Source organism: Caulobacter sp. FWC2 (assembly GCF_002742625.1).
GTDB lineage: Bacteria > Pseudomonadota > Alphaproteobacteria > Caulobacterales > Caulobacteraceae > Caulobacter.
The window spans coordinates 2174110-2197558 of sequence record NZ_PEBF01000001.1 but is presented as its reverse complement, the minus strand read 5'-3'; the positions used below and the strand labels follow the sequence as shown (position 1 = coordinate 2197558).

At 66.4% G+C, this 23449-nt stretch carries 19 protein-coding genes and 2 pseudogenes; 10 read left to right on the top strand and 11 right to left on the bottom strand.

What is annotated here, in order from left to right; genetic code table 11:
- Window positions 1-7: 7 nt before the first annotated feature.
- The 3 genes from CSW62_RS10505 to CSW62_RS10495 are packed head-to-tail and all read right to left on the bottom strand — an operon-like array spanning window position 8 to window position 3619.
- A complete protein-coding gene (locus CSW62_RS10505) occupies window positions 8-1477 on the bottom strand; it encodes an NAD(P)H-hydrate dehydratase (RefSeq protein WP_099577555.1) in 1470 nt (489 codons plus the stop codon).
- 24 nt (window positions 1478-1501) lie between these two features.
- Complete coding sequence (locus tag CSW62_RS10500) at window positions 1502-2065, bottom strand: histidine phosphatase family protein (protein ID WP_099577553.1); 564 nt, start codon at window positions 2063-2065, stop codon at window positions 1502-1504.
- 3 nt (window positions 2066-2068) lie between these two features.
- On the bottom strand, window positions 2069-3619 hold the full coding sequence (locus CSW62_RS10495) for an acetyl-CoA acetyltransferase (protein ID WP_099577550.1): 1551 nt from the start codon (window positions 3617-3619) through the stop codon (window positions 2069-2071).
- 234 nt (window positions 3620-3853) lie between these two features.
- Between CSW62_RS10495 and CSW62_RS10490 the strand changes: the two genes are divergently transcribed.
- From CSW62_RS10490 to CSW62_RS10480, 3 genes are all read left to right on the top strand, one after another.
- Window positions 3854-4192: a P-II family nitrogen regulator gene (locus tag CSW62_RS10490; protein WP_099577548.1), complete on the top strand. Its 339-nt coding sequence runs from the start codon at window positions 3854-3856 to the stop codon at window positions 4190-4192.
- A gap of 47 nt (window positions 4193-4239) precedes the next feature.
- Window positions 4240-5649, top strand: a complete 1410-nt coding sequence (gene glnA, locus CSW62_RS10485; protein WP_099577545.1) for a type I glutamate--ammonia ligase — start codon at window positions 4240-4242, stop codon at window positions 5647-5649.
- Window positions 5650-6025: 376 nt separating this feature from the next.
- Window positions 6026-8203, top strand: coding sequence for a TonB-dependent receptor (locus tag CSW62_RS10480; RefSeq protein ID WP_099577542.1), 2178 nt, complete (start codon window positions 6026-6028; stop codon window positions 8201-8203).
- A gap of 61 nt (window positions 8204-8264) precedes the next feature.
- Here the strand turns inward: CSW62_RS10480 and CSW62_RS10475 are convergent, their stop codons facing one another.
- Both CSW62_RS10475 and CSW62_RS10470 read right to left on the bottom strand, forming a co-directional pair.
- Window positions 8265-8666, bottom strand: a complete 402-nt coding sequence (locus CSW62_RS10475) for a putative quinol monooxygenase (protein WP_099577540.1) — start codon at window positions 8664-8666, stop codon at window positions 8265-8267.
- A 57-nt stretch (window positions 8667-8723) separates the two neighbouring features.
- Window positions 8724-9077, bottom strand: coding sequence for a Kazal-type serine protease inhibitor family protein (locus tag CSW62_RS10470; RefSeq protein WP_099582242.1), 354 nt, complete (start codon window positions 9075-9077; stop codon window positions 8724-8726).
- Between the two features lie 124 nt (window positions 9078-9201).
- On the opposite strand from CSW62_RS10470, the gene CSW62_RS10465 reads away from it, so the two are divergent.
- The 3 genes from CSW62_RS10465 (at window position 9202) to parE (ending at window position 14257) form a co-directional block, all read left to right on the top strand.
- Window positions 9202-10674, top strand: a complete 1473-nt coding sequence (locus CSW62_RS10465; RefSeq protein WP_099577538.1) for an amidohydrolase — start codon at window positions 9202-9204, stop codon at window positions 10672-10674.
- Window positions 10674-12026 carry an amidohydrolase family protein gene (locus tag CSW62_RS10460; protein ID WP_099577536.1) on the top strand — a complete coding sequence of 451 codons (1353 nt, stop codon included), beginning with the start codon at window positions 10674-10676 and terminating at the stop codon, window positions 12024-12026. Before CSW62_RS10465 ends, CSW62_RS10460 begins: the two co-directional genes overlap by 1 nt.
- 119 nt (window positions 12027-12145) lie before the next feature.
- Complete coding sequence (parE, locus tag CSW62_RS10455; RefSeq protein WP_099577534.1) at window positions 12146-14257, top strand: DNA topoisomerase IV subunit B; 2112 nt, start codon at window positions 12146-12148, stop codon at window positions 14255-14257.
- A gap of 876 nt (window positions 14258-15133) precedes the next feature.
- On the opposite strand, the gene CSW62_RS10445 is transcribed toward parE, so the two are convergent.
- Both CSW62_RS10445 and CSW62_RS26890 read right to left on the bottom strand, forming a co-directional pair.
- Entirely contained in the window at window positions 15134-15883 is a 750-nt protein-coding gene (locus CSW62_RS10445) for an EcsC family protein (protein WP_099577532.1), read from the bottom strand.
- 63 nt (window positions 15884-15946) lie between these two features.
- Window positions 15947-16039 (bottom strand): annotated as a pseudogene (locus CSW62_RS26890) (hypothetical protein); the annotation flags it as partial.
- A 62-nt stretch (window positions 16040-16101) separates the two neighbouring features.
- On the opposite strand from CSW62_RS26890, the gene CSW62_RS10435 reads away from it, so the two are divergent.
- Window positions 16102-16446 (top strand): hypothetical protein, encoded by a 345-nt coding sequence (locus CSW62_RS10435; protein ID WP_099577530.1) that lies wholly within the window; start codon window positions 16102-16104, stop codon window positions 16444-16446.
- 184 nt (window positions 16447-16630) lie between these two features.
- On the opposite strand, the pseudogene CSW62_RS10430 reads toward CSW62_RS10435, so the two are convergent.
- From CSW62_RS10430 to CSW62_RS10425, 3 genes and pseudogenes are all read right to left on the bottom strand, one after another.
- Window positions 16631-16813 (bottom strand): annotated as a pseudogene (locus CSW62_RS10430) (EcsC family protein); the annotation flags it as partial.
- A complete protein-coding gene (locus CSW62_RS26115) occupies window positions 16810-17421 on the bottom strand; it encodes a DUF3226 domain-containing protein (protein ID WP_143324367.1) in 612 nt (203 codons plus the stop codon). The gene CSW62_RS26115 and the pseudogene CSW62_RS10430, both read right to left, overlap by 4 nt.
- Before the next feature lie 2 nt (window positions 17422-17423).
- The gene (locus CSW62_RS10425) at window positions 17424-18524 is read right to left on the bottom strand and encodes an ATP/GTP-binding protein (protein WP_099577528.1); all 1101 of its coding nucleotides are present in this window, start codon (window positions 18522-18524) and stop codon (window positions 17424-17426) included.
- 198 nt (window positions 18525-18722) lie between these two features.
- Here CSW62_RS10425 and CSW62_RS10420 point away from each other — a divergent pair, with 198 nt between their 5' ends.
- The 3 genes from CSW62_RS10420 to CSW62_RS10410 all read left to right on the top strand — a co-directional run bounded on the left by CSW62_RS10420 (window position 18723) and on the right by CSW62_RS10410 (window position 22276).
- Window positions 18723-19415, top strand: a complete 693-nt coding sequence (locus tag CSW62_RS10420; RefSeq protein ID WP_099577526.1) for a chromosomal replication initiator DnaA — start codon at window positions 18723-18725, stop codon at window positions 19413-19415.
- A gap of 228 nt (window positions 19416-19643) precedes the next feature.
- Complete coding sequence (locus CSW62_RS10415) at window positions 19644-21893, top strand: RNA degradosome polyphosphate kinase (RefSeq protein ID WP_233206656.1); 2250 nt, start codon at window positions 19644-19646, stop codon at window positions 21891-21893.
- On the top strand, window positions 21890-22276 hold the full coding sequence (locus CSW62_RS10410) for a hypothetical protein (protein WP_099577524.1): 387 nt from the start codon (window positions 21890-21892) through the stop codon (window positions 22274-22276). The genes CSW62_RS10415 and CSW62_RS10410 overlap by 4 nt, the downstream gene beginning before the upstream one ends.
- A gap of 107 nt (window positions 22277-22383) precedes the next feature.
- Here the strand turns inward: CSW62_RS10410 and CSW62_RS10405 are convergent, their stop codons facing one another.
- Window positions 22384-23394, bottom strand: a complete 1011-nt coding sequence (locus CSW62_RS10405) for a phosphotransferase (protein ID WP_099577522.1) — start codon at window positions 23392-23394, stop codon at window positions 22384-22386.
- Between the last annotated feature and the right edge of the window lie 55 nt (window positions 23395-23449).

The window sequence follows — 23449 nt, the reverse complement described above, 5'->3', positions numbered from 1 at the left end:
TGCGGGCTTACGGATTTGAACCGGGGCGCGCAAGCCCGTAGAGCTCGGTCAGGACCACGGGCGCGATCCCCGGCAGGTCTTCCGCGATCAATCCAGGCCCATGGCGAGCCCCGCACTCGGCGTGAATCCAGGCCCCCGCGCAGGCGGCTTCGAAGCTTTCCATGCCCTGGGCGATCAGGCCGCCGATGAAACCGGCCAGCACGTCGCCGGAGCCGGCGGTGGCCAGCCACGGCGTTCCGTTGAGCGACACGGCGGCCCGTCCGTCCGGCGCGGCGATCACCGTGTCGGGCCCCTTCAGCAGGACGACGGCCCCTGCCCTCCTGGCGGCCTCGCGCGCCGCGGTGATCCGCTCCGGCGATCTCGCCAGCAGTCCCGGGAAGATTCGCTCGAACTCGCCGGGATGCGGGGTCAAGACGTCATCACGGTCGAGGCACGCGAACAGGCTTTCGACGTCATGCCGGAAGCTTGTCAGGGCGTCGGCGTCGACGACCAGGGCGGCGCCCGTGCTGGCCAAGGCCTGCAGATTGCGGGCGGTCGCCTCCCCGACCCCGGCCGCCGGGCCGATGATCACCGCATCGGCGTCCTCGGCCGCGACGGCGAGGTCAGCCTCTGCTCCGAAAGGCGCCAGCATGATCGCTTCAAGATGGGCGGCGTTCACCGCCAAGGCTCCCGGCGGCGACAGCACTGTGACCGCGCCAGCGCCGACTCTTAGAGCGCCACGCGCCGCCAGCCGAGCCGCTCCGGTGCTCCACATCTCGCCGCTGACCACCTTGAGCCGCCCCCGCGTATGTTTGTGGGCGTCGAGCGCCGGCCAGGGGAAGCGCTTGCCCCAAAGGCCTGGATCGTTCTCGAACAGGTTGACGCCTTCGCTCGGCGAAAGCCCGATGTCGGCCAGCACGACCTCGCCGCACGCTTTGCGGCCTTCGATCAGGACGTGGGCGGGTTTGCGCCGGTGGAAGGTGACCGTCAGGTCGGCGCGGAAGGCCGCGTCACCCAGCGGACGGCCGGTGTCGCCATGGAGTCCCGACGGGGTGTCGATCGCGACGATGGTCAGCGGCTGTTCCTGGCTGGCGCGCGCCAGTCTCGCGATCTCTCCCTCCAGCGGCCGTGACAAGCCCGCGCCGAACAGAGCGTCTATATAGAGCGTGCCTGGGGTGAACGCCGCCGATAGCGGCCGCACCTCCCCGTTCCAGCGCGAGGCGACCCAGCGGGCGGCGTCGCTGGACGGCGGATAGGCCGCTTCCACCACGACGGACCACCCGCGTCGGCGCAGGTGGCGAGCCGCGACATAGCCATCGCCGCCGTTGTCGCCGGGGCCGCACCAGATCACCACCGGACCTCGGGGGTAGCGGGCGCGGACGGCCTCGGCCACGGCCTCGCCAGCGCGCTCCATCAGCGCGCGGGTCGGCGTGCCGCCCTCGACGGCGGCGCGGTCGGCCGCGGCCATCTGGGCGACGGTCAGGATCTCTCGCGCCACGCCTACTCCTTCAAAGCACTGGCCCTAAAGGACCTGACTCTGAGCTTCGCGCCCTTTGGCCACCAGGATCAAGCGATCGCCGCCGATCTCGAAAACGGTGCGCGAGCAGTGGTCGGGCCGGAACGCCATGACCTCGGCCTGACCCGTCGCGACGCCAACTGCCGCGTTCAAGGCGACGAAGTGGCTGAACACCGCCGCGCCGGCATAGTCTCGCAGCGCGGCCGCCACGCCCTCCGCCCAGCCGACATAGTCAAGATCGCCCTGGATCTCGTCCCAACGCCCCTCGAAAGCCCGCTTCAACCAGGCGGGGCGCTCGTCATGCGACAGCGCCGCCGGGGTCGGGATCTCGCCGACGCGCGGGTCGATGGTCAGCTCGACGCCCAGCGCTCGCGCCAGCGGCTCAGCGGTCTCGCGACACCGGCGAAGGGGCGAGGACACCACGCGGGTCGGCCGCTCGGGCAGAGCCAGGATCGCCTCGGCGACCTCGGTCGCCTGGGCCTTGCCGATCGCGTCGAGACCAGGATCCTCGTCGCTGCCGCCCCAGGTCGCGGCGGGTTTTCCGTGGCGGATCACGTGAACAAGGGCCATGGCTCAATCCGGGATGAAGAGGTTGCGAACGCCGTCCGGATGCGGGCCGACCGCGCCCGTACGCCCTACGCCCTCGCGGCTTTCCAGATCGCGCAGCACGTCAGGATCGTCGGGCGTCTGGGCCACGAAGCGCCGGCCTTGTTCATCACGGCCGATGACAATCCCCATCCGCACGCCTTCGCGGCCGTGGACGACGGTATAGGTCTCGATAGTCGCCCTGCCCTCCGGCCGCTCGACGATCTCGGGATGCGGCAGGGCGTCGATCTCGCCTTGCAGCACCGATGGCGGCTCGCGCTGCCATTTTCCTTCGACCGGCTTGGTCGAATAGATGCCGACCGACTGCTTGGTCAGGAACCAGCCATTGGCGGTCGACAGGCCGTAGGCGCCGGGCCGCGCCCGGAGCTTGCCCACCATCTCGGCGATGGCGTGCAGGGCGTAGTTGTTTCCCGGCCCGCCGAAGTACGGCAGGCCGCCGGTGATGGTCAGGCCGCGAGGGTCGTCCAGCGCCAGGCCGATCTCCTCGGCCCCGATCCGCACCGCCGACGGAAAGCAGGAATACAGGTCGATGACGTCGAGATCCTCGACGCCGATCCCGGCCATCTCCAGGGCCCGCTCGCCGGTCAGGCGCATCGCCGGACTGGAGTGATAGTCCTGGCGCTCCAGCGGATACCAGAGGTCCGAGGCGTCGGCGCAACCGTGCAGGAAGACCCACTTGTCCTCGGGCACGCCCAGCTCGCGCGCCTTGCGGACGCTGGCGATCAGGACGGCGGCCGACTGGTCGACCTCCATGATGGCGTTCAGGTACTTCGGGTACGGATAGCCGACCATTCGGTTACGGTCGGTCACCGTGACCAACTCCTCGGCCGTGCGCTCGACAGCGAACCAGGCGTAGGGGTTGGCGGCGGCGACCTTGGTGAAGGGCGCGAAGAATTCGCCCAGCTGTTTCTGGTGCTCCGCCAGTGATCGTCCGTCCCGCGCCCGCAGCGCGTTCTCGAACAGCGGATAGGTGTTGACCGGATAGCCGAGGCCGTGGGCGGCCTCCTGCCGGGTCACGCCGGGGCGCGGGTCGCCGATCCGTTGCGGCGTACTGGTCATGTCATCGCCCCAGCCGTCGAAGCCCAGGCCGCCCTTCATCCGCTTCATCAGCGAGCCCAGGAACTCAGCTCCGGTGATCAGGGCGAAGTCCGACTCGCCGCCCGCGATCCGCTCGCAGACGACATTGACCGCCTGCTGGGGACTGTTGCCGCCGGTTTCAGTGTAGACGCTCCAGGCCGGCGAGGCCGACAAAGCCCGCGCAAGCGAGGCCGGCGGGTCGGCCAGCCGGGGCAGCGGCAGCTTCGACAAACCTCCCGGCGCATCGATACTGAACGCCACGACCGCCAAAGCATCGAGATCAGCAAGAACCGACCCTTTGAGGCCCGCATCCAGCACCGCTTGTTCCGCCGCAACTTTCAGCAGTTGCAGCGGAGACGGTGAAGTTGCCGCCTCGCCCCGATAGGTGAACTGGCCAGCGCCGATCAAAACCGGTGTATCGTCGCGCATCTCCGCCCCCATTCAAACGCTCGTTGGGCGCGATCGTAGGCGCGAAACGGCGCGTCGCAAGGCCATTTGGCGGCCATTCTAGAAATGTATATTTCCAAGGCGCCCGGCGCCTAAATTCCAGACACATGCTCGCGAGACAACCAAACGGTCATAAATGTCCGGGGCGTTCGCTTGCGGCGCTGGGGCCAGCGTGATGGTTGCCCGCTCAGTGAAGCGGTTCGCCGCCCGGGCCCGAAAGTGGAACCGATGAAGAAGATCGAAGCCGTCATCAAGCCGTTCAAGCTGGATGAGGTGAAGGAGGCCCTGCAGGACATGGGCGTCCAGGGCATGACCGTCCTAGAAGCCAAGGGCTACGGCCGCCAGAAGGGCCACACCGAGCTGTATCGCGGCGCGGAGTACGTCGTGGACTTCCTCCCCAAGATCAAGGTCGAGGTCGTCGTCGAGGACAGCCAGCTCGAGCCCGCTCTGGAAGCCATCACCCGCGCGGCCCGCACCGGCCGCATCGGCGACGGGAAGATTTTCGTCTCGGAGATCGCGGAAGTGATCCGCATCCGAACCGGAGAAAGCGGCCCGGCTGCCGTCTAAAAGGCCGGTTCGTCAAACACTTAGAGAGCCTACAAAGGGGATACGGAATGACTACCGCCAAGGATATCCTGAACCTGATCAAGGAAAAGGACGTCAAGTATGTCGACGTCCGCTTCACCGACGTGCGCGGCAAGCTGCAGCACGTCACGTTCGACATCGACCTGGTCGACGATGACTTCCTGAACGACGGCACGATGTTCGACGGTTCGTCGATCGCCGGCTGGAAGGCCATCAACGAGTCGGACATGAAGCTGCGTCCGGACCTGGACAGCGCCATCATCGACCCGTTCTACCAGCAGACGACGCTGGCCCTGTTCTGCGACGTCGTGAACCCGGATGACGGCACCCCTTACAACCGCGACCCGCGCTCGATCGCCAAGGCCGCGCTGAACTACGTGAAGTCCGCTGGCGTGGGCGACACCGTCTACTTCGGTCCGGAAGCCGAGTTCTTCATTTTCGACGACGTCCGCTGGTCGACCGCGCCGAACAACACCGGCTACTCGTATGACTCGAGCGAACTGCCGAGCAACTCGGGCAAGGAATATCCGGAAGGCAACATGGGCCACCGCCCTGGCCCGAAGGGCGGCTACTTCCCGGTGAACCCGGTCGACTCGGCTCAGGACCTGCGCGGCGAGATGCTGGCCGTCATGGGCGAGCTGGGCATGAAGCCGGAAAAGCACCACCACGAGGTGGCCCCGGCCCAGCACGAACTCGGCCTGAAGTTCGACACCATGGTCGTCATGGCTGACCGGATGCAGCTCTACAAGTACGTCATCCACAACGTCGCCGCCGCCTACGGCAAGACGGCCACCTTCATGGCCAAGCCGATGTTCGCCGACAACGGCTCGGGCATGCACGTGCACCAGTCGATCTGGCAGGACGGCAAGCCGCTGTTCGCCGGTGACAAGTACGCCGGCCTGTCGCAGGACTGCCTGTACTACATCGGCGGCATCATCAAGCACGCCAAGGCGATCAACGCGTTCTCGAACTCGACGACGAACTCGTACAAGCGCCTGGTGCCCGGCTACGAAGCCCCGGTGAAGCTGGCCTACAGCTCGCGCAACCGCTCGGCCTCGATCCGTATCCCGCACGTCGACAGCCCGAAGGCCAAGCGCCTGGAAGCCCGCTTCCCCGATCCGATGGGCAACCCCTATCTGACCTTCGTCGCTCTGCTGATGGCCGGCCTGGACGGCATCATCAACAAGATCGACCCGGGCGCGCCGGCCGACAAGAACCTCTACGACCTGCCGCCCCGCGAGCAGAAGAAGATCCCGGAAGTCTGCGGCTCGCTGCGCGAAGCCCTGGAAAACCTGGACAAGGACCGCGCCTTCCTGAAGGCCGGCGGCGTCATGGATGACGACTTCATCGACAGCTACATCGAGCTGAAGATGGAAGAGGTGATGCGCCTGCAACTGCACCCGCACCCGGTCGAATTCGACATGTACTACAAGTGCTGATCGCGCTGAGCCTGTCAGGTTTGGATGGTCGCCATCCAGACCTGATAAACAGGCTCTGATCTAAAAGGATCAGCGCGTTAGCGCGCTCGGCGCTTAGGACGAATGAAGAGCCGGAGAGCAATCTCCGGCCCTTTTTCGTTGCGCCGGCAAGTCATCCGCCGCTCGCAAGTAGAATGACTTATTACTTACCAGGCGCCGCCTGAACAAAATTGTCGCAAGTTCGCAACAGAACCGACGTAATCGGCTCCAAACAGACGTTTTCCAGCCACACGAGATATCCCGAGACCCTCAGTTGCGCCTATCGCAGCGCAATAGAAGCGTCGTTAACGCCCCAGTCAGAGTCGGCGGACGGCGCGCATCAGCACAGGATGTCTCCATGCACCCCAACCGTTCTTTCCGTCGCGCCCTGACGGTGTCGTGCGGCCTGACCGCCCTCGTGGCCTCGCTGGCCGCCGGCTCGGCCGCCATGGCCCAGGACACCCAGGTCGGCGAAGTCGTCGTCACCGCCCAGAAGCGCAGCGAAAACCTGCAGGACGTGCCGGTCTCGGTCGCCGCCATCAGCGGTGAGCGCCTGCAGTCGGCCTTCGCCGCCGGTGAAGACATCCTGAGCCTGTCGGGCAAGGCTCCCGGCCTCTACGCCGAGTCCTCGAATGGCCGCGTCGCCCCGCGCTTCTACATTCGCGGCCTTGGCAACGCCGACTTCGACCTGGCCGCCTCGCAGCCGGTGTCGATCATCCAGGACGACGTCGTCCTGGAGAACGTCGTCCTGAAGAGCTCGCCGATCTACGATCTCGACCACGTCGAAGTCCTGCGCGGCCCGCAAGGCACCCTGTTCGGCCGCAACACCACGGCCGGCATCGTCAAGTTCGACACGATCAAGCCGAGCGACGAAACCAAGGGCCGCCTGGCGGCCACCTACGGCAGCTACAACACCGTCACGCTGGACGGCGGCTACGGCGGCGCGATCGTGCCCGGCAAGGTCGCGGTCCGCGCCTCGTTCCTGCTCCAGCGTCGCGACGACTATATCGACAACACCTACACCAAGAAGGAAAACGCCCTCGGCGGCTTCAATGAAAAGGCCGCTCGCGTTCAACTGCTGGTCACGCCGAACGACAAGCTGAGCGCCCTGTTCAACGTCCACGGCCGCGACCTGGACGGCACCGCCGCCGTGTTCCGCGCCAACGTGCTGACCAAGGGCTCGAACAAGCTCAACGGCAACTATCAGCGCGATAAGGTCGCGTTCGACAACACCGCGAACAACCCGCAGAAGTACAAGGGCTACGGCGCCTCAGCCAACATCGGCTACGACTTCGACGGCGTGAAGCTGACCTCGATCACCGCTTACGAAAACACCCACGGCTACAGCCTGGGCGACATCGACGGCGGCAACCCGACCGGCCCGGGCTTCATCCCCTTCCAGTCGAGCACCCAGGACGGCCTGACGAACCTGTTCCAGTGGACACAGGAAGTGCGCCTGGCCAGCGACACCGACGGCCCGCTGAGCTGGCAGGTCGGCGGCTTCTACTTCGACACCAAGTACGACAACCGCACCGATCCCTTCTTCATGCCGGCGACAACCCTGCGTCAGACGAACAAGGCCTGGGCCGCGTTCGGCCAGGCCTCGTACAAGGTCAACGACCAGCTGACCCTGACCGGCGGCCTGCGTTACACCGACGACAAGAAGCACATGAACGTCGTCTCGGGCCCGAACAAGGCGCCGGCCGTCTCGGTGTCGGACTCGAAGGTCAGCTGGGACCTGTCGGCGTTCTACAAGATCGACGAGGATGTCAGCGTCTACGCCAAGGTCGCCTCGGGTTTCCGCGGCCCGTCGATCCAAGGCCGCGACATCGCCTTCGGCTCGCCGGCGTCGTCGGCCAAGTCCGAAACGATCATGTCGTATGAGCTGGGCCTGAAGAGCGAGCTGTTCGAACGTCGCGTCCGCCTGAACGGGGCGGTCTTCGCGTACAACATCGACGACCCGCAGTTCAGCGCGGTCGGCGGCGGCAGCAACTCCAACCGCCTGATCAACGCCAAGAAGGGCGAGGCCTACGGCCTGGAACTGGACAGCGAGTTCGTGGTCACCCCGAACTTCGTCGTCACGGCCGGCTACAGCTACGCCCACACCAAGATCAAGGACAGCACGCTGGCCGTCGCCCCCTGCGCCGCCTGCACGGTCACGGACAAGCTGAACGGCGCGGGCCTGGCCCTCGTGGACGGCAACCCGTTCCCGAACGCGCCGAAGTACACGTTCGACGTGACGGCCCGCTACTCGTATCCGATCGCCAAGGGCGAGCTGTTCGCCTTCACCGACTGGAAGGTCCAGGGCTACACCAACCTGTTCCTGTACCAGTCGAAGGAGTTCTACTCGAAGGGCGACTTCGAGGGCGGCTTGAAGGTTGGCTATGCCGACAAGAGCGCCGGTTGGGAGCTGGCGGCCTTCGCCCGCAACATCACCAACGAGGCCAACATCAAGGGCGCGATCGACTTCAACAACCTGACCGCCTTCGTCAACGAACCGCGCGTCGTCGGCGTCTCGCTGAACGCCAACTTCTAAGACCTTCGCGTCTTGAGACTGGAAAGGCCGCGGAGCGATCCGCGGCCTTTTCTTTTGGTCTCTAAGCCGTCAGGCCGTGACCGATGATTGGGGTGGTCTCGAAGCGCTGCGGGAAGCCGGCGATCATCGGCCGGCCCTTGGCGATCGCCGCCTGCACCGACGGCAGCTTCAGCGAGGCGGCATGGGCGTCCTTGTCGGTCCAGACCTCGGTGATCCACAGGGCGTCGGCATTGGTCGGGTCGTTGGCGATCACGTAGCTGAGGCAACCCGGCATGTCGTTGGTCCCCTCCCCCAGGATCGCCAGAAGCTCGTCGCGCTTGCCGGGCGCAGCCAGCATCTGTCCGATCAGTCCGTACATGGGCGTCTTCTCCTGAGCCAAAACACTTGAGGCGTCGGCGGCGGGCGCGAGCGCGGCGACGGCGAGGCCGCCGGCCAACACGTCGCGCCGGATGATATGAGTCATGGCTTTTCTCCCCTCGACCACACCTTGCGTCAGCACGGTCCAGATTGTGGCAGCAGCCTACTTCGCCTTGCACTCGCCCTGAGCCGAGACGCTGACTCCCGCCGCCCCCGCCTCGCAGGCGTTGCCATAGGTCTTGCCGTCGCAGCCGCAAACCGGCTGGTAGATCCGCGTGCAGGCCTGCGGCATCTTGCGGCAGACGCCCGCCGCATCGGCGACACGCCCGCAGACCCCGGCCTCCATCTGGCAGCTCAGACCGGCCTGGCATTGGAAGCCCGCGAATCCGCCACACATGCCGCCTTCCGAGACCGGGGCGCGCGGCGACTGCTGCGGCGGTCCCGAAGGTCCCGGCGAGGTCGGCGCGGTGCAGGCAGTCAGGAGGACGACAGCGAGACAGGCGAGCAGGCGGCGCATGGAAGACCTCCGAAGGACAGGCGGAACGATTTTGCCGGCGACCGGCTCCGTTCGCTCTCCTTTAACTTGATAACGGGGTTCTTTTCGTCTGTCCTTCCCGCCTCTTCGAGAGTCGGGGTTTTTCATGATCAGATGGCGTAACGCGGCGACCGCCGTGAGCCTGCTCGCGCTGGGGCTTTCGGCCTGCGCGACAACCGGGACCGGGGGTCCCGCCAAACCGTCCGGTGCGGCGAACAAGCCGGCCGAAAAGGCCGAGATCAAGCCGCTGCCCAAAGGTTTGGACGGCCAAGCCTCGACGGGCTTCCCGTCGACCTACAAGCCGTTCCCCTCGCAGGCCACGGCCTTCGTCGGCGCCACGGTGCTGACCGCCACCGGCCAGCAGATCGAGAACGGCGTCGTCGTCACCTCTGGCGGCAAGGTCGTCGCCGTCGGCGGCCCCGACACCGCGATCCCGGCCGACGCTGTCAAGGTCGACGCCACCGGCAAGTGGCTGACTCCCGGCATCATCGACGCCCACAGCCACCTGGGCGTCTATCCCTCGCCCGGCGTCCAGGCTCGCTCGGACGGCAACGAGGCCACGGACCCGAACACCGCCCAGGTCTGGGCCGAGCACTCGGTCTGGCCGCAGGACCCGGGCTTCAACCGGGCCCGCGCTGGCGGCGTGACCACCCTGCAGATCCTCCCCGGCTCGGCCAACCTGTTCGGTGGCCGCTCCGTGACTCTGAAGAACGTCCCGTCCCTGACCATGCAGGGCATGAAGTTCCCCGACGCCCCCTACGGCCTGAAGATGGCCTGCGGTGAAAACCCCAAGCGCGTCTATGGCGGCAAGGGCCGTTCGCCCTCCACCGCGATGGGCAACGTCTTCGGCTATCGCAAGGCCTGGATCGACGCGGCCGACTACGCTCGCAAGTGGGACGACTTCCGCGCCAAGCAGCAGAAGGGCGAGAAGGCCGATGCGCCCAAGCGCGACCTGCAGATGGAGACCCTGGCCGGCGTGCTGAAGGGCGACATCCTGGTGCAGAACCACTGCTACCGCGCCGACGAAGAAGCCACCATGATCGATATCGCCAAGGAATTTGGCTACAAGATCACGATGTTCCACCACGCGATCGAGAGCTACAAGATCGCCCCGCTGCTGGCCAAGGAAGGCATATGTTCGGCCACCTGGGCCTCGTGGACCGGCTTCAAGATGGAAAGCCTGGACGGCATCGACGCCAACGCCGCCATCCTTTGGAAGAACGGCGCCTGCGTGGTCATCCACTCGGACGACCCGATCATGACCCAGCGGCTGAACCAGGAAGCCGCCATCGCCATGACTGCCGGCAACAAGCTGGGCTACGGCATCAGCCGGGCCGAGGCGATCAAGTGGATCACCGCCAACCCGGCCAAGGCCATGGGCATCGGCGACAAGACCGGCTCGATCGAGCCCGGCAAGGCCGCCGACCTGGTGGTCTGGAGCCGCGACCCGTTCAGCGTCTACGCCCAGGCCGAGAAGGTCTTCATCGACGGCGCGTTGATATACGATCGCAAGGACGCGCGCTTCCAGCCCAAGTCCGATTTCGAGCTCGGCCAACCCGGCCAGGGAGCGTTCAACTGATGATCCGGTCACTGCTTCTCGCCAGCGCCGCCTGCGCGCTGGCCTTCCCCGCGGCGGCCGAAACGGTCGCTATCGTCAACGCCCGCATCGAGCCGGTCTCCGGCCCGGCGATCCCGACCGGCACGCTGGTCATCAAGGACGGCAAGATCGCCGCCCTAGGCGCCAGCGTCGCCGTCCCGGCCGGCGCCAAGGTTATCGACGCCAAGGGCGGCGTCGTAACCCCGGGCTTCGTCGCCTCGTCCTCGAACCTCGGCGCGTCCGAGGTGAGCGGCGTGCGTGAGACCCGCGACGACGGCACCGGCAATGCGCTCAGCGCCGCCTTCGACATCAGCTACGGGATCAACCCGGCCTCGACCTTCATCCCGTTCGCCCGGGACGGCGGCATCACCAGCTCGGCCGTGGTGCCGGTGCTGTCCGGAACCGGCGGCGGCGCTCACGAGCATGCCGACGATGGCGTGGTCGAGGAGATGACCGCCGGCAAGACCGGTGACGGCGACCCGTCGCTGTTCGGCGGCCAGGCGGCGTTCATCCGTCTGAAGTCCGGCGCGAGCGACATTGTCGAGGCCTCCAAGCTGGCCGTCACCGTCTCGCTGGGCGAGAGCGGCGCACGGGCGGCCGGCGGTTCGCGCGGCGCTGACCTGATCCTGATCCGCTCGGCCCTGGAGGACGCTCGCGCCTTCGCCAGCCGCCGCGCGGCCTTCGAGCAGGGCGCCACCCGGGACTTCGGCCTCTCGCGTCTCGATCTGGCGGCCCTGGTCCCCGTCGTGCAGGGCAAGACCCCCCTGCTGATCCGCGTCTCCCGCGCCGCCGACATCCGCCAGGCCCTGAAGCTGGCGGCTGACGAGAAGATAAAGATCATCCTCGAAGGGGTCGAGGAAGGCTGGCTGGTCGCCGGCGAGATCGCCAAGGCCGGCGTGCCGGTCATCGTCGATCCGCAGGCCGACCTGCCCGCCAGCTTCGAGGAGCTGGGCGCCCGGCTGGACAACGCCGCCCGCCTGAACGCGGCCGGCGTGAAGGTCGCGATCAACGGCTCGCGGGACTTCAACAACCTGCGCCAGGAGCGGCTGAACGCCGGCCTCGCGGTCGCCAACGGCCTGCCCTACGCGGCCGGTCTGGCGTCGGTGACCCTGGTCCCGGCCAAGATCTGGGGCCAGGACGGCAAGATCGGCTCGCTGGAGGTCGGCAAGCTGGCCGATGTCGTGGTCTGGAACGGCGATCCGCTGGAGACCACCAGCTGGCCGCTGAACGTCTTCGTCGGCGGCGTCGAACAGCCGCAGGACAGCCGCCAGACCCAGCTGCGCAACCGCTACGCGGCCACCGACCAGAGCGGTTATCCGCCCGCCTACCGCTAGGCTTTCCGCCTGGCTCTAGCGATCCGCCCCCGGCCAAGCTGGGGGCGGATTTTGCTTTTCAGGGGAAGGTCGCGAGGCCATACGAGGCCCCCGCGTTCGAATCGCCTAGACTTGCCCCAATGTCATCTTCCGATAAGACCCCCTCGCTGTTCGACGACGACGCCCTGGCGCCTGTCCCCGCCGCGCCGTTCCAGGCCAGCGTGGAGCCGCACGTCGAGCCGACGCCGCGTCCGATGCCGCCCCCGCCACCGTCCAGCAAGCCCGCCCCGCCCTCGGCGCCGGCCAGGGTCAGCGCGCCGGGCGAGTACTCGGCCGCCGACATCGAGGTGCTGGAAGGGCTGGAGCCCGTCCGCAAGCGTCCCGGCATGTACATCGGCGGCACCGACGAGCGGGCGCTGCACCATCTGTTCGCCGAAGTGCTGGACAACTCGATGGACGAGGCCGTGGCCGGCTTCGCCAAGACCATCGAGGTCAAGCTCGACGCCGACGGCTATCTCTCCGTCAAGGACGACGGGCGCGGCATGCCCGTGGACCCGCACCCCAAGTACCCCGGCAAGTCGGCGCTGGAGGTCATCATGACCGTCCTGCACGCCGGCGGTAAGTTCACCGGCAAGGCCTATGAGACCTCCGGCGGCCTGCACGGCGTCGGCGCCAGCGTGGTCAACGCCCTGTCCGAGCGCGTCGAGGTCACCGTCTGGCGCGACGGCTTCGAGCACCTGCAGGTGTTCTCGCGCGGCAAGCCGCTGGGCCCGATCGAGCAGCTGGGCCCGTCGCGCAAGAAGGGCACCATGGTGCGCTTCAAGCCCGACGACGAGATCTTCGGCGAGGGCGTCGGCTTCAAGCCGGCGCGCCTGTACCGCATGGCCCGCTCCAAGGCCTATCTGTTCCGCGGCGTGCAGATCAAATGGTCCTGCGATCCCTCCCGCATCCATGACCAGACCCCGCCCGAGGCCACGTTCCACTTCCCCAACGGCCTGGCCGACTTCCTGGCCGAGCGGACCAAGGGCCTCAACACCGTCACCCCCGAGAGCTTCTCGGGCCGTATCGAGCGCCAGGGCGAGGCCGGCGCGGTCGAGTGGGCCGTCAGCTGGACGCCCCAGGGCTTCGGCGAGCACGACGGCTTCATGCAGTCGTACTGCAACACCGTCCCCACCCCCGAAGGCGGCACCCACGAGAGCGGCTTCCGCGCCGCCCTGACCAGAGGTCTTAAGGCTTACGCCGACCTCAAGGGCGAGAAGCGCGGCACGATCATCACCGCCGACGACGTCGTCGCCCAGGCCGGCGCCCTGATCTCGGTGTTCATCAAGAACCCGGAATTCCAGGGCCAGACCAAGGAAAAGCTCTCCACCTCCGAGGCCCAGCGCTTCGTCGAGGCGGCGCTGCGCGACCCGTTCGACCTGTGGCTGTCGTCCAGCCCGAAGAACGCCCAGGCCCTGCTGGAGTTCGTCATCGAGCGGGCCGAGGAACGCCTCAAGCGCCGCAAGGACAAGGAAGTCACCCGCGCCAGCGCCACCCGGAAGCTCCGTCTCCCCGGCAAGCTGGCCGACTGCGCCGGCGGCGCGGTCGACGGGGCCGAGCTGTTCATCGTCGAAGGCGACTCGGCCGGTGGCTCCGCCAAGCAGGCCCGCGACCGCAAGTACCAGGCCATCCTGCCCCTGCGCGGCAAGATCCTGAACGTCGCCTCGGCCACCGGCGAGAAGTTTTCCGCCAACAAGGAGCTGTCGGACCTGATGCTGGCCCTGGGGGCCCAGGGCGGGAACAAGTATCGCGAGGAAGACCTGCGATACGACCGCATCATCATCATGACCGACGCCGACGTCGACGGCGCCCACATCGCCAGCCTGTTGATCACCTTCTTCTACCGCACCATGCCGGACGTGATCCGCCAGGGGCACCTGTACCTCGCCCTGCCGCCGCTCTACCGCATCGCCCACGGCGGCAAGAGCGAATACGCCCGCGACGACGCCCACAAGGACGAGCTCTTGGCCACGGTGTTCAAGGGCAAGAAGCCCGAGATCGGCCGCTTCAAGGGCCTGGGCGAGATGATGGCCTCCCAGCTGAAGGAGACCACCATGGATCCGAAGAAGCGCACCCTGGCCCGCGTGACCCTGCCGCGCTCCGAGGAAGCGGTGGAAAGTCTGGTCGAGACCCTGATGGGCCGCAAACCCGAGCTGCGGTTCCGGTTTATTCAGGAGAATGCGGAATTCGCTTCGGCGGATCTGGATCTGTAATTCCCCCTTCCCCCTGGATGGGGGAAGGGTCGGGGATGGGGGTGATGCTGAGCTAGCCGCCCCGCGTTGCATCGCCCGCCGTAGTCACCCCCACCCCTGCCCCTCCCCCATCGAGGGGGAGGGAACGTGTTTCATCGACCTCGCGCCGTGCGGCTGCGAGTGGGTTGGGGAGGCGACGGAGCGGCCGGGCGAACCCGGGGACCGTGAGGTTTGTTTGTGTTTCGGCTCGCAGACCGCTCCGCCAGGTTGTTCTTGCCCGTGAGGATGGGGGGCGTGAGCGTATTTCAGCTCGGGACCCCATTTGCCCCCGGACGGGCGCGGACCAAGTCGATCGGCTACATCCGTCTCGACCCCGACGATCCACGATAGGCGGCTTGTACGATCACCGCCCTGTCGCTCCGCTGTCGGCTTGAACCCCGAAGACTGCCCGTTCGCCAACCGATCTGCCTAAAGAGTACAGACGGGGCGACTTTCGAACCTCCGGGAACCGCCAGCGGCCCCGCTCAACCTACCCCCGCCGCCGTCTTGGGCCGGATCCAAACGCCCTCCCCCGCGACGGGGACAGCTCTGAGTATCGGGGCGGATTCAACGCCGATGATGCAGGGGCGCGAAAAAGTTGGAAGTGGCTGATTTCGTGGGGTTCGGCGCCGCGAACGCCGGGGATAGAGGCCGCCCAATCCCCGCGAGGGCGCCTTACCTGAAACCCTCTCTCTTTGAGAGAGGGAGGGGCCCACGCCTGCGGCGTGGGAGGGTGAGAGGTTACACCCTCTCCGAACAAGGCGCCGACGAAACGCGCGGCGGAACGGTCCAGGCTTCCCCGGCCACCGGTGAAACCTCTCACCCTCCCACCGCTACGCGGCGGGCCCCGCCCTCTCTCTATGAGAGAGGGTTTCCGGTGGGCGCAACCCCCGTCTCAGTCGAAGCATAAGCCCCCTGCTCGGCCCGCATCCGATACGCCATCACCGCCGTATGCCCCAGCCGCTCGACCAGCCGCCAATTCACAATGGCCCCCAGCGGCGCGCCGACCACGGGGAGGAACTGGGCCAGTTTGGCCAGATCGATGTGGTCGCGGTACTGCTGCTGGAAGGCCCGCCAGTCGAAGTCGTCCAGGTGGGCCGGATGGGGCTTGGCGTCCCAGTCGTCCATGGCCGCCAGCACCCGGGCGCGGTGGACGCCGTCCGAAAACGCCAACTCAAAAATGTGCAGGATATAGAGCCGCTCGGGCAGCGCCGTCCCGTCGTGGCCGAACACGGCGGCGATCTCGAACAAGAGCTTGATCTTGAAGCTCATCAGCAGCGGGAAGTCGGCCGCCGCCGCCAGGAAGCCCCCGAACCCGGTGACCCCGCCCTCGGCCGCCGCCGCCTTCTTCCAGCCGTCGATCGCCTTGGCCGCCCTGGCCCGGCGCTCGTCCAGGGTCAGGCCGACCAACGGCGAGCCGGTCGTGAAGTCCGACCCGACCAGCAACGCCCGCGTCATCCCCTCGATGGCGGCGGTGATGGCGGCGTGGACCTTTTCGGGAATGATCCGGTTGATCCGCTGCTGGGTGGCGCGGGCGATGCCGTTCAGCGGCCCGGCGGGCTTGGTGAGGTCAGCGCGCCAGGCGAGGAGGTCGGGGGAGAGGGGCATGTCCCTGAGGTAGCCCTTCTCGCCTCGCGGGAGAAGGTGGCCGCCCCATCTTGTCATCCCGGAAGCGCGCAGCGCTTGTCCGGGACCCAGGGGCCGGCGCAGTGCAGTGGCCCCTGGGTCCCGGCTCTCCGCTTCGCTGCGGCCGGGATGACAAGCGTGGGTAAGCTTAAGGGCGTTTCCGCAATGGCCCCGCCAGCGCCATCCGCTACCCTCCCGCCATGACCGACTCCAAGCGCCTGACCCTCGTCCGCGCCGTCCACACGGTGATCTATGTGGTGATGGCCAGCGCCGCCCTGGTCGTGCTGGCCGCCGGGATCACCGGGGCGCGCGGTCCCTGGCTGTGGGTCGCGCTGGGCCTGACGGCGATCGAGAGCGTCGTCTTCGCCGCCTGCGGCTTCAAATGCCCCCTGACCGCCGTCGCCGTGAAGTACGGCGCGACCAAGGACGGCCCCTACGACACCTTCTTCCCGGAGCGCTGCACGCGGCACACGTTCCGGGTGTTCGGGCCGGTGATTGTGGTGGGGGTGGTGTTGTTGGTGGCGCGGTGGGTGTTGGCGGGCTAGCGGAAAAGGCGAAAGCGCCTCAACTCCCCTTCTCCCCTTGCGGGAGAAGGTGGCCGCCGAAGGCGGTCGGATGAGGGGTCGCGCGGCCTGGCCCGCTGCGGTCGCCCCAGCGGCGGACCTCGCCATCAACCCCTCATCCGGCGCTCCGCGCCACCTTCTCCCGCAAGGGGAGAAGGAAGCGGAAGGTGAAGTCCGCGCCCGTAAGCAACGCCCGCGTCATCCCCTCGATGGCGGCGGTGATAGCGGCGTGGACCTTTTCCGGAATGATCCGGTTGATCCGCGTCTGGGCAGCCCGAGCGAGGCCGTTCAGCGGGCCGGCGGGCTTGGTGAGGTCAGCGCGCCAGGCGAGGAGGTCGGGGGAGATCAGTTTCTAAAGAGCTTAGACATCCAAGTAGAAAACTCAACTGCCTTTTCACAGTCTCCATCCAAGTATTTCTTGGTAATTGCCAAGCCCATTGGAGTTCCAGGATCTTCCTGCCACGCAAGCCAAGTATGTATTAGCGCTTTACTATCGTGAGCACCCACAAAACGTTTGTCATCTGGAGGGATCGCTTGCAAAGCAGACCTGGCTCTCGCCAAAAGTTTGTCATCGCCAGGAATTAGGAAAGCCGCAAAATCCTCCAACATTCCTGATGCGGTATTATCAGGCATCAACCAAGCACCAAGGCGGGGCATCCCTTCTTCTTCCACGATAGTTCCGCCAGCGAGTGGTTCATCTGGGAACTTAGTATATCCCGCCCTGGAAGCTATCGATCTTAAGCTAGCCCACCTACCGGCAATATTCACATCAGCGTCAATAACAACCCCGACGCTTTTCACTCCGCTGGACTTTAGCTGCACAGGGAGAACCTGCAGGAGCTTTTCAATACCCTTTTTATCGAGAACGGAGAAATTCTCGTCCACTTTGTGCTTTTCCAAAAGGCTCCAAATAACGTGGGAGTCATCGTTGCCCTCCACGAGCAAATACTGGCTCATGACTATCGAACCTCGATATGCTCGTGTGAGACCAAACGGAGTTCGTCGCTGTCGAAGGGTATGGCTGTTATATTGCCCGCCTCTCCTTCCAGTCGAAACAGCGCACCGTCTCCACGCTCTTGAGAGAGCGCGGCAGCAAAGCCCGTCACACAATCCCAGCTATGCGTGGTCGAGAAAACTTGAACATTCCACGCCTTCGCGAAACTTATCACGACAGCCCAAAGATACATCTGAACCGAAAAATGAATTCCATTTTCGATTTCATCTATAAGGAGAACGCCCGATCTAGCCTTTATGAGGGCAAGAATTATGCTCAAGACGTGGAAAATGCCCTCCCCCAACGATCTAAAGGGAATGGGCTCGGGAAAGCTCGATAGCTTCGCCATGAGAAGGCGCTCACTAGAACGAGGCGACTGTACGAGAACTAGTTTCTCCAGTCTCGGCTCAATAATTCTTAGAACCTCGACAACAACATCCTCATCCGCAGTTAGAGCTACAGCATCCCATATTCTCCCAAGCTCATCGAAAGCCATGCCAGATGATGCTAGATATATTATATTGCTATTTTCTTCTCTGAAGCGCCGCCTACCCCAGCGCTCAATTCGCTCCAGCGGCATTAGCAATCGATAGCCTCTATCGAAGCACAGACCTGACACCACATCGGGGTCCAGCCGAGCCTCACCCTCGTCGGATACTGCGGCGTATCGAATCTGACCGTCCGTCAAATTTTCGATGCGTCTCACCCAAACCAAACTTACCTCTAGAGGCCTCTCACCAACTGCCCCGAGCGAAAATCTAGGCCCCACATCCACATCGGGGCGACCGTAGAAGAGGGCCTCAAATGCGAGGGGGTAGTCTCCAACTGCTGGAGCAGTCGCGCGCTTCCTACGTCGACGAATTTGAAACTCGTCCCGCTTTGCCAAAATTTCAGCGATACCAATCCACGGATCCGGAGAAACAAGAATTCGTATCGCCTCGAGAATAGAGGTTTTGCCGGTATTATTCTTACCTACCAAAAGGTTTACTTGTGAGAACGAACCAAAGCGCAGATGCTCGAAGCCCTTAAACCCCCTTATTTCAAAACTTTTGAGAGCAAGGTTCATGACACACCGTAGATGAATAGCTGTAGCGCCTGGGCACCATCGGGACACAGATATGCGGATGCCTTCTGGTGTCAAACCTTATGTCTATCCACATTACTTCAGTCCTAATCCCCACTATCCCCAGCCCCCTCACCTCGCCCTTCCCGCCCCATCGGCCTATATCCCTACCCTGACGTTCACCACGCCGGACCCTCGGGATTGTCCACCCAGTTCAAACTGCCGCTCGCCGCGCCGCCGACCTATGCCCGGGAGGACTTCGCCGTCTCGCCGAGCAATGCGGCGGCGGTGGCGCGGCTGGATGGCTGGCCGGACTGGGCCGAGGGGCGGCTGGCGCTGATCGGGCCGTCCGGGTGCGGCAAGACCCACCTGGCGCGGGACTGGGCGCGGGCCGTCGGGGCGGTGACGGTCGAGGCGGCCGATCCGCTGGCCCCGCCCGTGGACCTGGCGCCCCTGCGCGGCCGGGCCGTGCTGGTCGAGGACGCCGACCGGAGATCGGACAGTTCCACGCTTAATGACGAGGCCCTGTTCCACATCCTCAACATGGCCGGGGTCGACGGCGGGACCGTGCTGCTGACCGGCCGCACGCCGCCGCTGGGCTGGGACGCCGGCGTGCCCGACCTGCGCTCGCGGCTCAACGCCCTGTCGGCAGCCTTGATCGACGAGCCCGACGACCAGGTGCTGGCGGCGGTGCTGAAGCGGGCCTTCGCGGCGGCGTTCTGGAACCCCGAGCCGGACCTCTATCCCTATCTGGTCGCGCGCCTGCCCCGCTCGGCGGCCGAGGCCCAGGCGGCGGCGGCCCTGCTGTCCGAGGCGGCGGCCGACGGGCATCGCGAGATGAACAAGGCCTTGGCGCGGGAAGTGCTGGGGGCGTTCGAGGGGGAGTCCGAATAAACCCCGCTCATCCCCGCGAAAGCGGGGACCCAAGCGGATTCGGATGCTCTTGACGCCGTGGGAATACCCCGAACTCGGCTTGGGTCCCCGCTTTCGCGGGGATGAGCGGTTATAGGGTATGCGGACAGGCTTTGATTGCTCAGCACACTCACTGTCGTCACCGCGTCACGCCATTCCTTCACCATTGGGCGTTCACCCTGCGGAAAACTCTGCGCTAGACTGAGGCCCATGACCGACGCCGCCGCCCTTCCGACTCCGACGCCGCAACTCGCGCCGCTGGCCCCCGCCGCGCCCGAGATCCCCGCCCCGCAGACCGGCCTGACGCTCGACGCCGAGCTGCTGGCTTCGCCGGAGCGGTTCTTCAACCGCGAGACCTCGTGGCTGGCCTTCAATCAGCGGGTGCTGGAAGAGAGCGCCAATCCGCGCCACCCGCTGCTGGAGCGGCTGCGGTTCCTGTCGATTTCGGCCAACAACCTCGACGAATTCTACATGGTCCGCGTGGCCGGCCTAAAGGGCCAGGTGCGCGAGGGCGTTCGGGTGGTCAGCCAGGACGGCCTGACGCCCGGCGAACAGCTGGCGCGCATCAACGCCTCGGCGGCCGAGCTGATGGGCGAGCAGCAGAAGATCTGGCGCCAGGTCCGCACCGAGCTGTCGGACGAGGGGCTGAAGCTGCTCGACGCCAAGGACATCGAGGCCGAGGATCGGGCCAAGGCCGAGGAGATCTTCCTCAACCAGATCTTCCCGGTGATGACGCCGCTGGCCATCGACCCGGCCCATCCGTTCCCGTTCATCCCGAACCTGGGCTTCTGCCTGGCGCTGAAGCTGCGGCGCATCGCCGACGACAAGCACCTGTACGCCCTGGCGCCGATCCCCTCGCAGGTGCGGCGGTTCTGGGAGCTGTCCTCGGTCGTCTCGCGCGGCCGCAAGCGCCAGCGCAAGATCATGGCGCTGGAAAGCTTCATCATCCTGTTTTTGGACCACCTGTTCCCCGGCTACGAGGTCGAGGGCCGGGGCCTGTTCCGCCTGAACCGCGACAGCGATCTTGAGATCGAGGAAGAGGCCGAGGACCTGGTGCGCGAGTTCGAGGCGCGGCTGAAGAAGCGTCGCCTGGGCCGCGTGGTGCGGGTCAAGATCCAGACCACCATGCCGCCGGACCTGCGCGAGTTCATCATCGAGGGCCTGCGCGCCGAACCGGAGGACGTGATCCTGGTCGACGGCAAGCTGGGTCTGGCCCAGATGTCGGAGCTGATCCCGCCGGACCGTCCGGACCTGAAGTTCCCGCCCTACAACGCCCGCTTCCCCGAGCGCGTGCGCGACCACGGCGGCGACTGCTTCGCGGCGATCCGCGAGAAGGACATCCTGGTTCACCACCCGTTCGAGAGCTTCGACGTGGTGGTGCAGTTCATCCGCCAGGCCGCGCGCGATCCGAACGTGCTGGCGATCAAGCAGACGCTGTACCGCACCTCCAAGGACAGCCCGATCGTGGCGGCCCTGATCGAGGCGGCCGACAACGGCAAGAACGTCACGGCCCTGGTCGAGATCAAGGCGCGCTTCGACGAGGAGAATAACCTCAAGTGGGCGCGCGACCTGGAGCGGGCGGGCGTGCACGTGGTGTTCGGCTTCGTCGACTGGAAGACCCACGCCAAGCTGTCGGTGGTGGTGCGCCGCGAGGGCGAGGGCCTGCGCACCTACTGCCACTTCGGCACCGGCAACTATCACCCGCAGACGGCGCGGATCTATACGGACCTCAGCCTGTTCACCTGCGATCCGGCCCTGGGCCGCGACGGCGGCAAGCTGTTCAACTTCATCACCGGCTACGCCCAGCCGGGCCATCTGGAGCGGTTGTCGTTCTCGCCGACGACCCTGAAGCCGGACCTGCTGAAGATGATCGCGGCCGAGGCCGACAACGCCCGGGCCGGCAAGCCCGCCGGCGTCTGGGCCAAGATGAACTCGGTGGTCGACCCGCAGATCATCGACGCCCTCTACGCCGCCAGCCAGGCCGGCGTGCAGATCGAGCTGGTCGTGCGCGGCATCTGCTGCCTGCGTCCGGGGATCAAGGGGCTGTCGGAGAACATCCGGGTCAAGTCGATCGTCGGCCGCTTCCTCGAGCACGCGCGCATCATCGCCTTCGCCAACGGCGCGGCGATGCCCAGCGCGCAGACGCGCCTGTTCATGAGCTCGGCCGACTGGATGCCGCGCAACCTGGACCGCCGCGTCGAGACCCTGGTGCCGCTGGAGAACCCGACCGTGCACCAGCAGGTGCTGGACCAGATCATGGTCGCCAACCTCAATGACGAGGCCCAGAGCTGGCGTCTCGACAGCGAGGGCGACTATGCCCGCGATCCGGCCTGGAAGACCAAGGGCGCCTTCTCGGCCCACGACTACTTCATGACCAATCCCAGCCTGTCGGGCCGCGGCCACAAGACCAACGACATGCCCCGGGCCTTCGACCACGTCGGCACCAAGCGCAAGCGTTGAGGACGCTTCTCGTCCTGCCGCTCCTGGGACTGCTGGCCGCTTGCGGACCGGCGCCGGGGCGGCAGGCCGAGATTTGCGCGATCCAGGCCCTGCCCGCCCGCCCCGGCGTCGACCGCTTCGGCGTCCCGCCCGGTGTCGAACGCCAGGCTCAAGCGGTGGCGCAGGTCTACGGCCCGGGCGTGGTCGGCGGCTACCACATCCGCTGGTGGGGGCTGTGCCCGGCTAAGGCCGACACCACCGACATGCTACTGCTCGGCCCCGAGCCCTGGGCCCTGACCAAGGGCGGCCAGCGCGCCCACGGGCGTCAGGTCAGCTACGGCACCTGCTATCACCGCCGCGAGGGCGAGCGCTGGCGCACGGTGGCGTGTCGGGTGAATCCTTGAGGCCGTGCGTGATCCTCGTCCTTCGACAGGCTCAGGATGAGGATCATGGCTGGGGCCGAAAGTAGAAACCTCACCATGAGCCTGTCGAAGGGCGAGGTTTCGGGACCTCAGCGTGCGAGGGTTATGGCTTCGGCGAAGGCGCTGGACGCCAGGTTCGCCCCCACCGTCCGCAACCGCGCCAGGCCATAGGCCAGCCGCCCCTCCGGCGTCGCCAGCAGCGGCTCGCCGAGGGCCAGGCGCTGGTGGAGGGAGTCGAGGTCCGGACCGTCCAGGCGCTCCGCCCTCACCTTCCCCTTCAGGCCGGCGACGAACACCGCCGCGTGGAAGACGTGGCTGACCTGCCGGAACAGCCACAGCCGCGCCCGCTCGGCCGCGCTAGCCTCGCGCCCGAAATAGGTCCGCAGCAGCAGGGCCTCGCCCTCAGGATCGGCCGGGTAAGTGTTGGCGATGGCGGCCAGGTCGACATAGCGGTCGGCCCGGAACGCCGCCTCCCAGTCGACCAGCCAGATGCGCCGGCCGTCATAGACGAGATTGCCGGGATTGAGGTCGTTATGGCTGGACACTAGCTGCGGCGTCAGGCGCTTGCACACCGCCCGCAACCGCGCCCAGTCGTCAAAGGCCCCGACCGGGACCACGCCCGCGCGCGCCGCCTCGCCCACCAGGGCGTCGAGGCCGTCCAGATAGTCGACCAGCGGCGGGAAGCCCTCGATGGCATGCAGCGCCCGCACCGCCTGGGCCAGCTCGACCACGAGGTCTGCGCGGGTCCCGGCATAGTCGAGGGCCAGGGAGCGGGCCTCGATGAAGTCGCTGATCACCACCCCGTCGTCCGGATCGGCATAGCGTACGCGCGGCGCAAGGCAGGCCTGGGCGGCCAGCTTCAGACAGGCATAGCCGCGATGCGGATCGCGCAGCCCGTCGCGCCCAGCCCCGACCCGCCCGGTCTCGACCCGCAGCAGATAGGCGATGCCGCCGACCCGGACCTTGTAGACCCCCGCCCCCGACAGCCCGCCGGACACCGGCGTCCAGCCGTCGAGGACCTCCGTCCCGAACGCGGCGCGCAAGGCCTTGCGGACGCCGGGATGCTGATCGGGGCAAAGCGGATCGGGGGAAACGGACATCGGCGGAGCCTCTCAAAGATCGCCACCTTATTTACCCGGGTATAATATGAGTCAA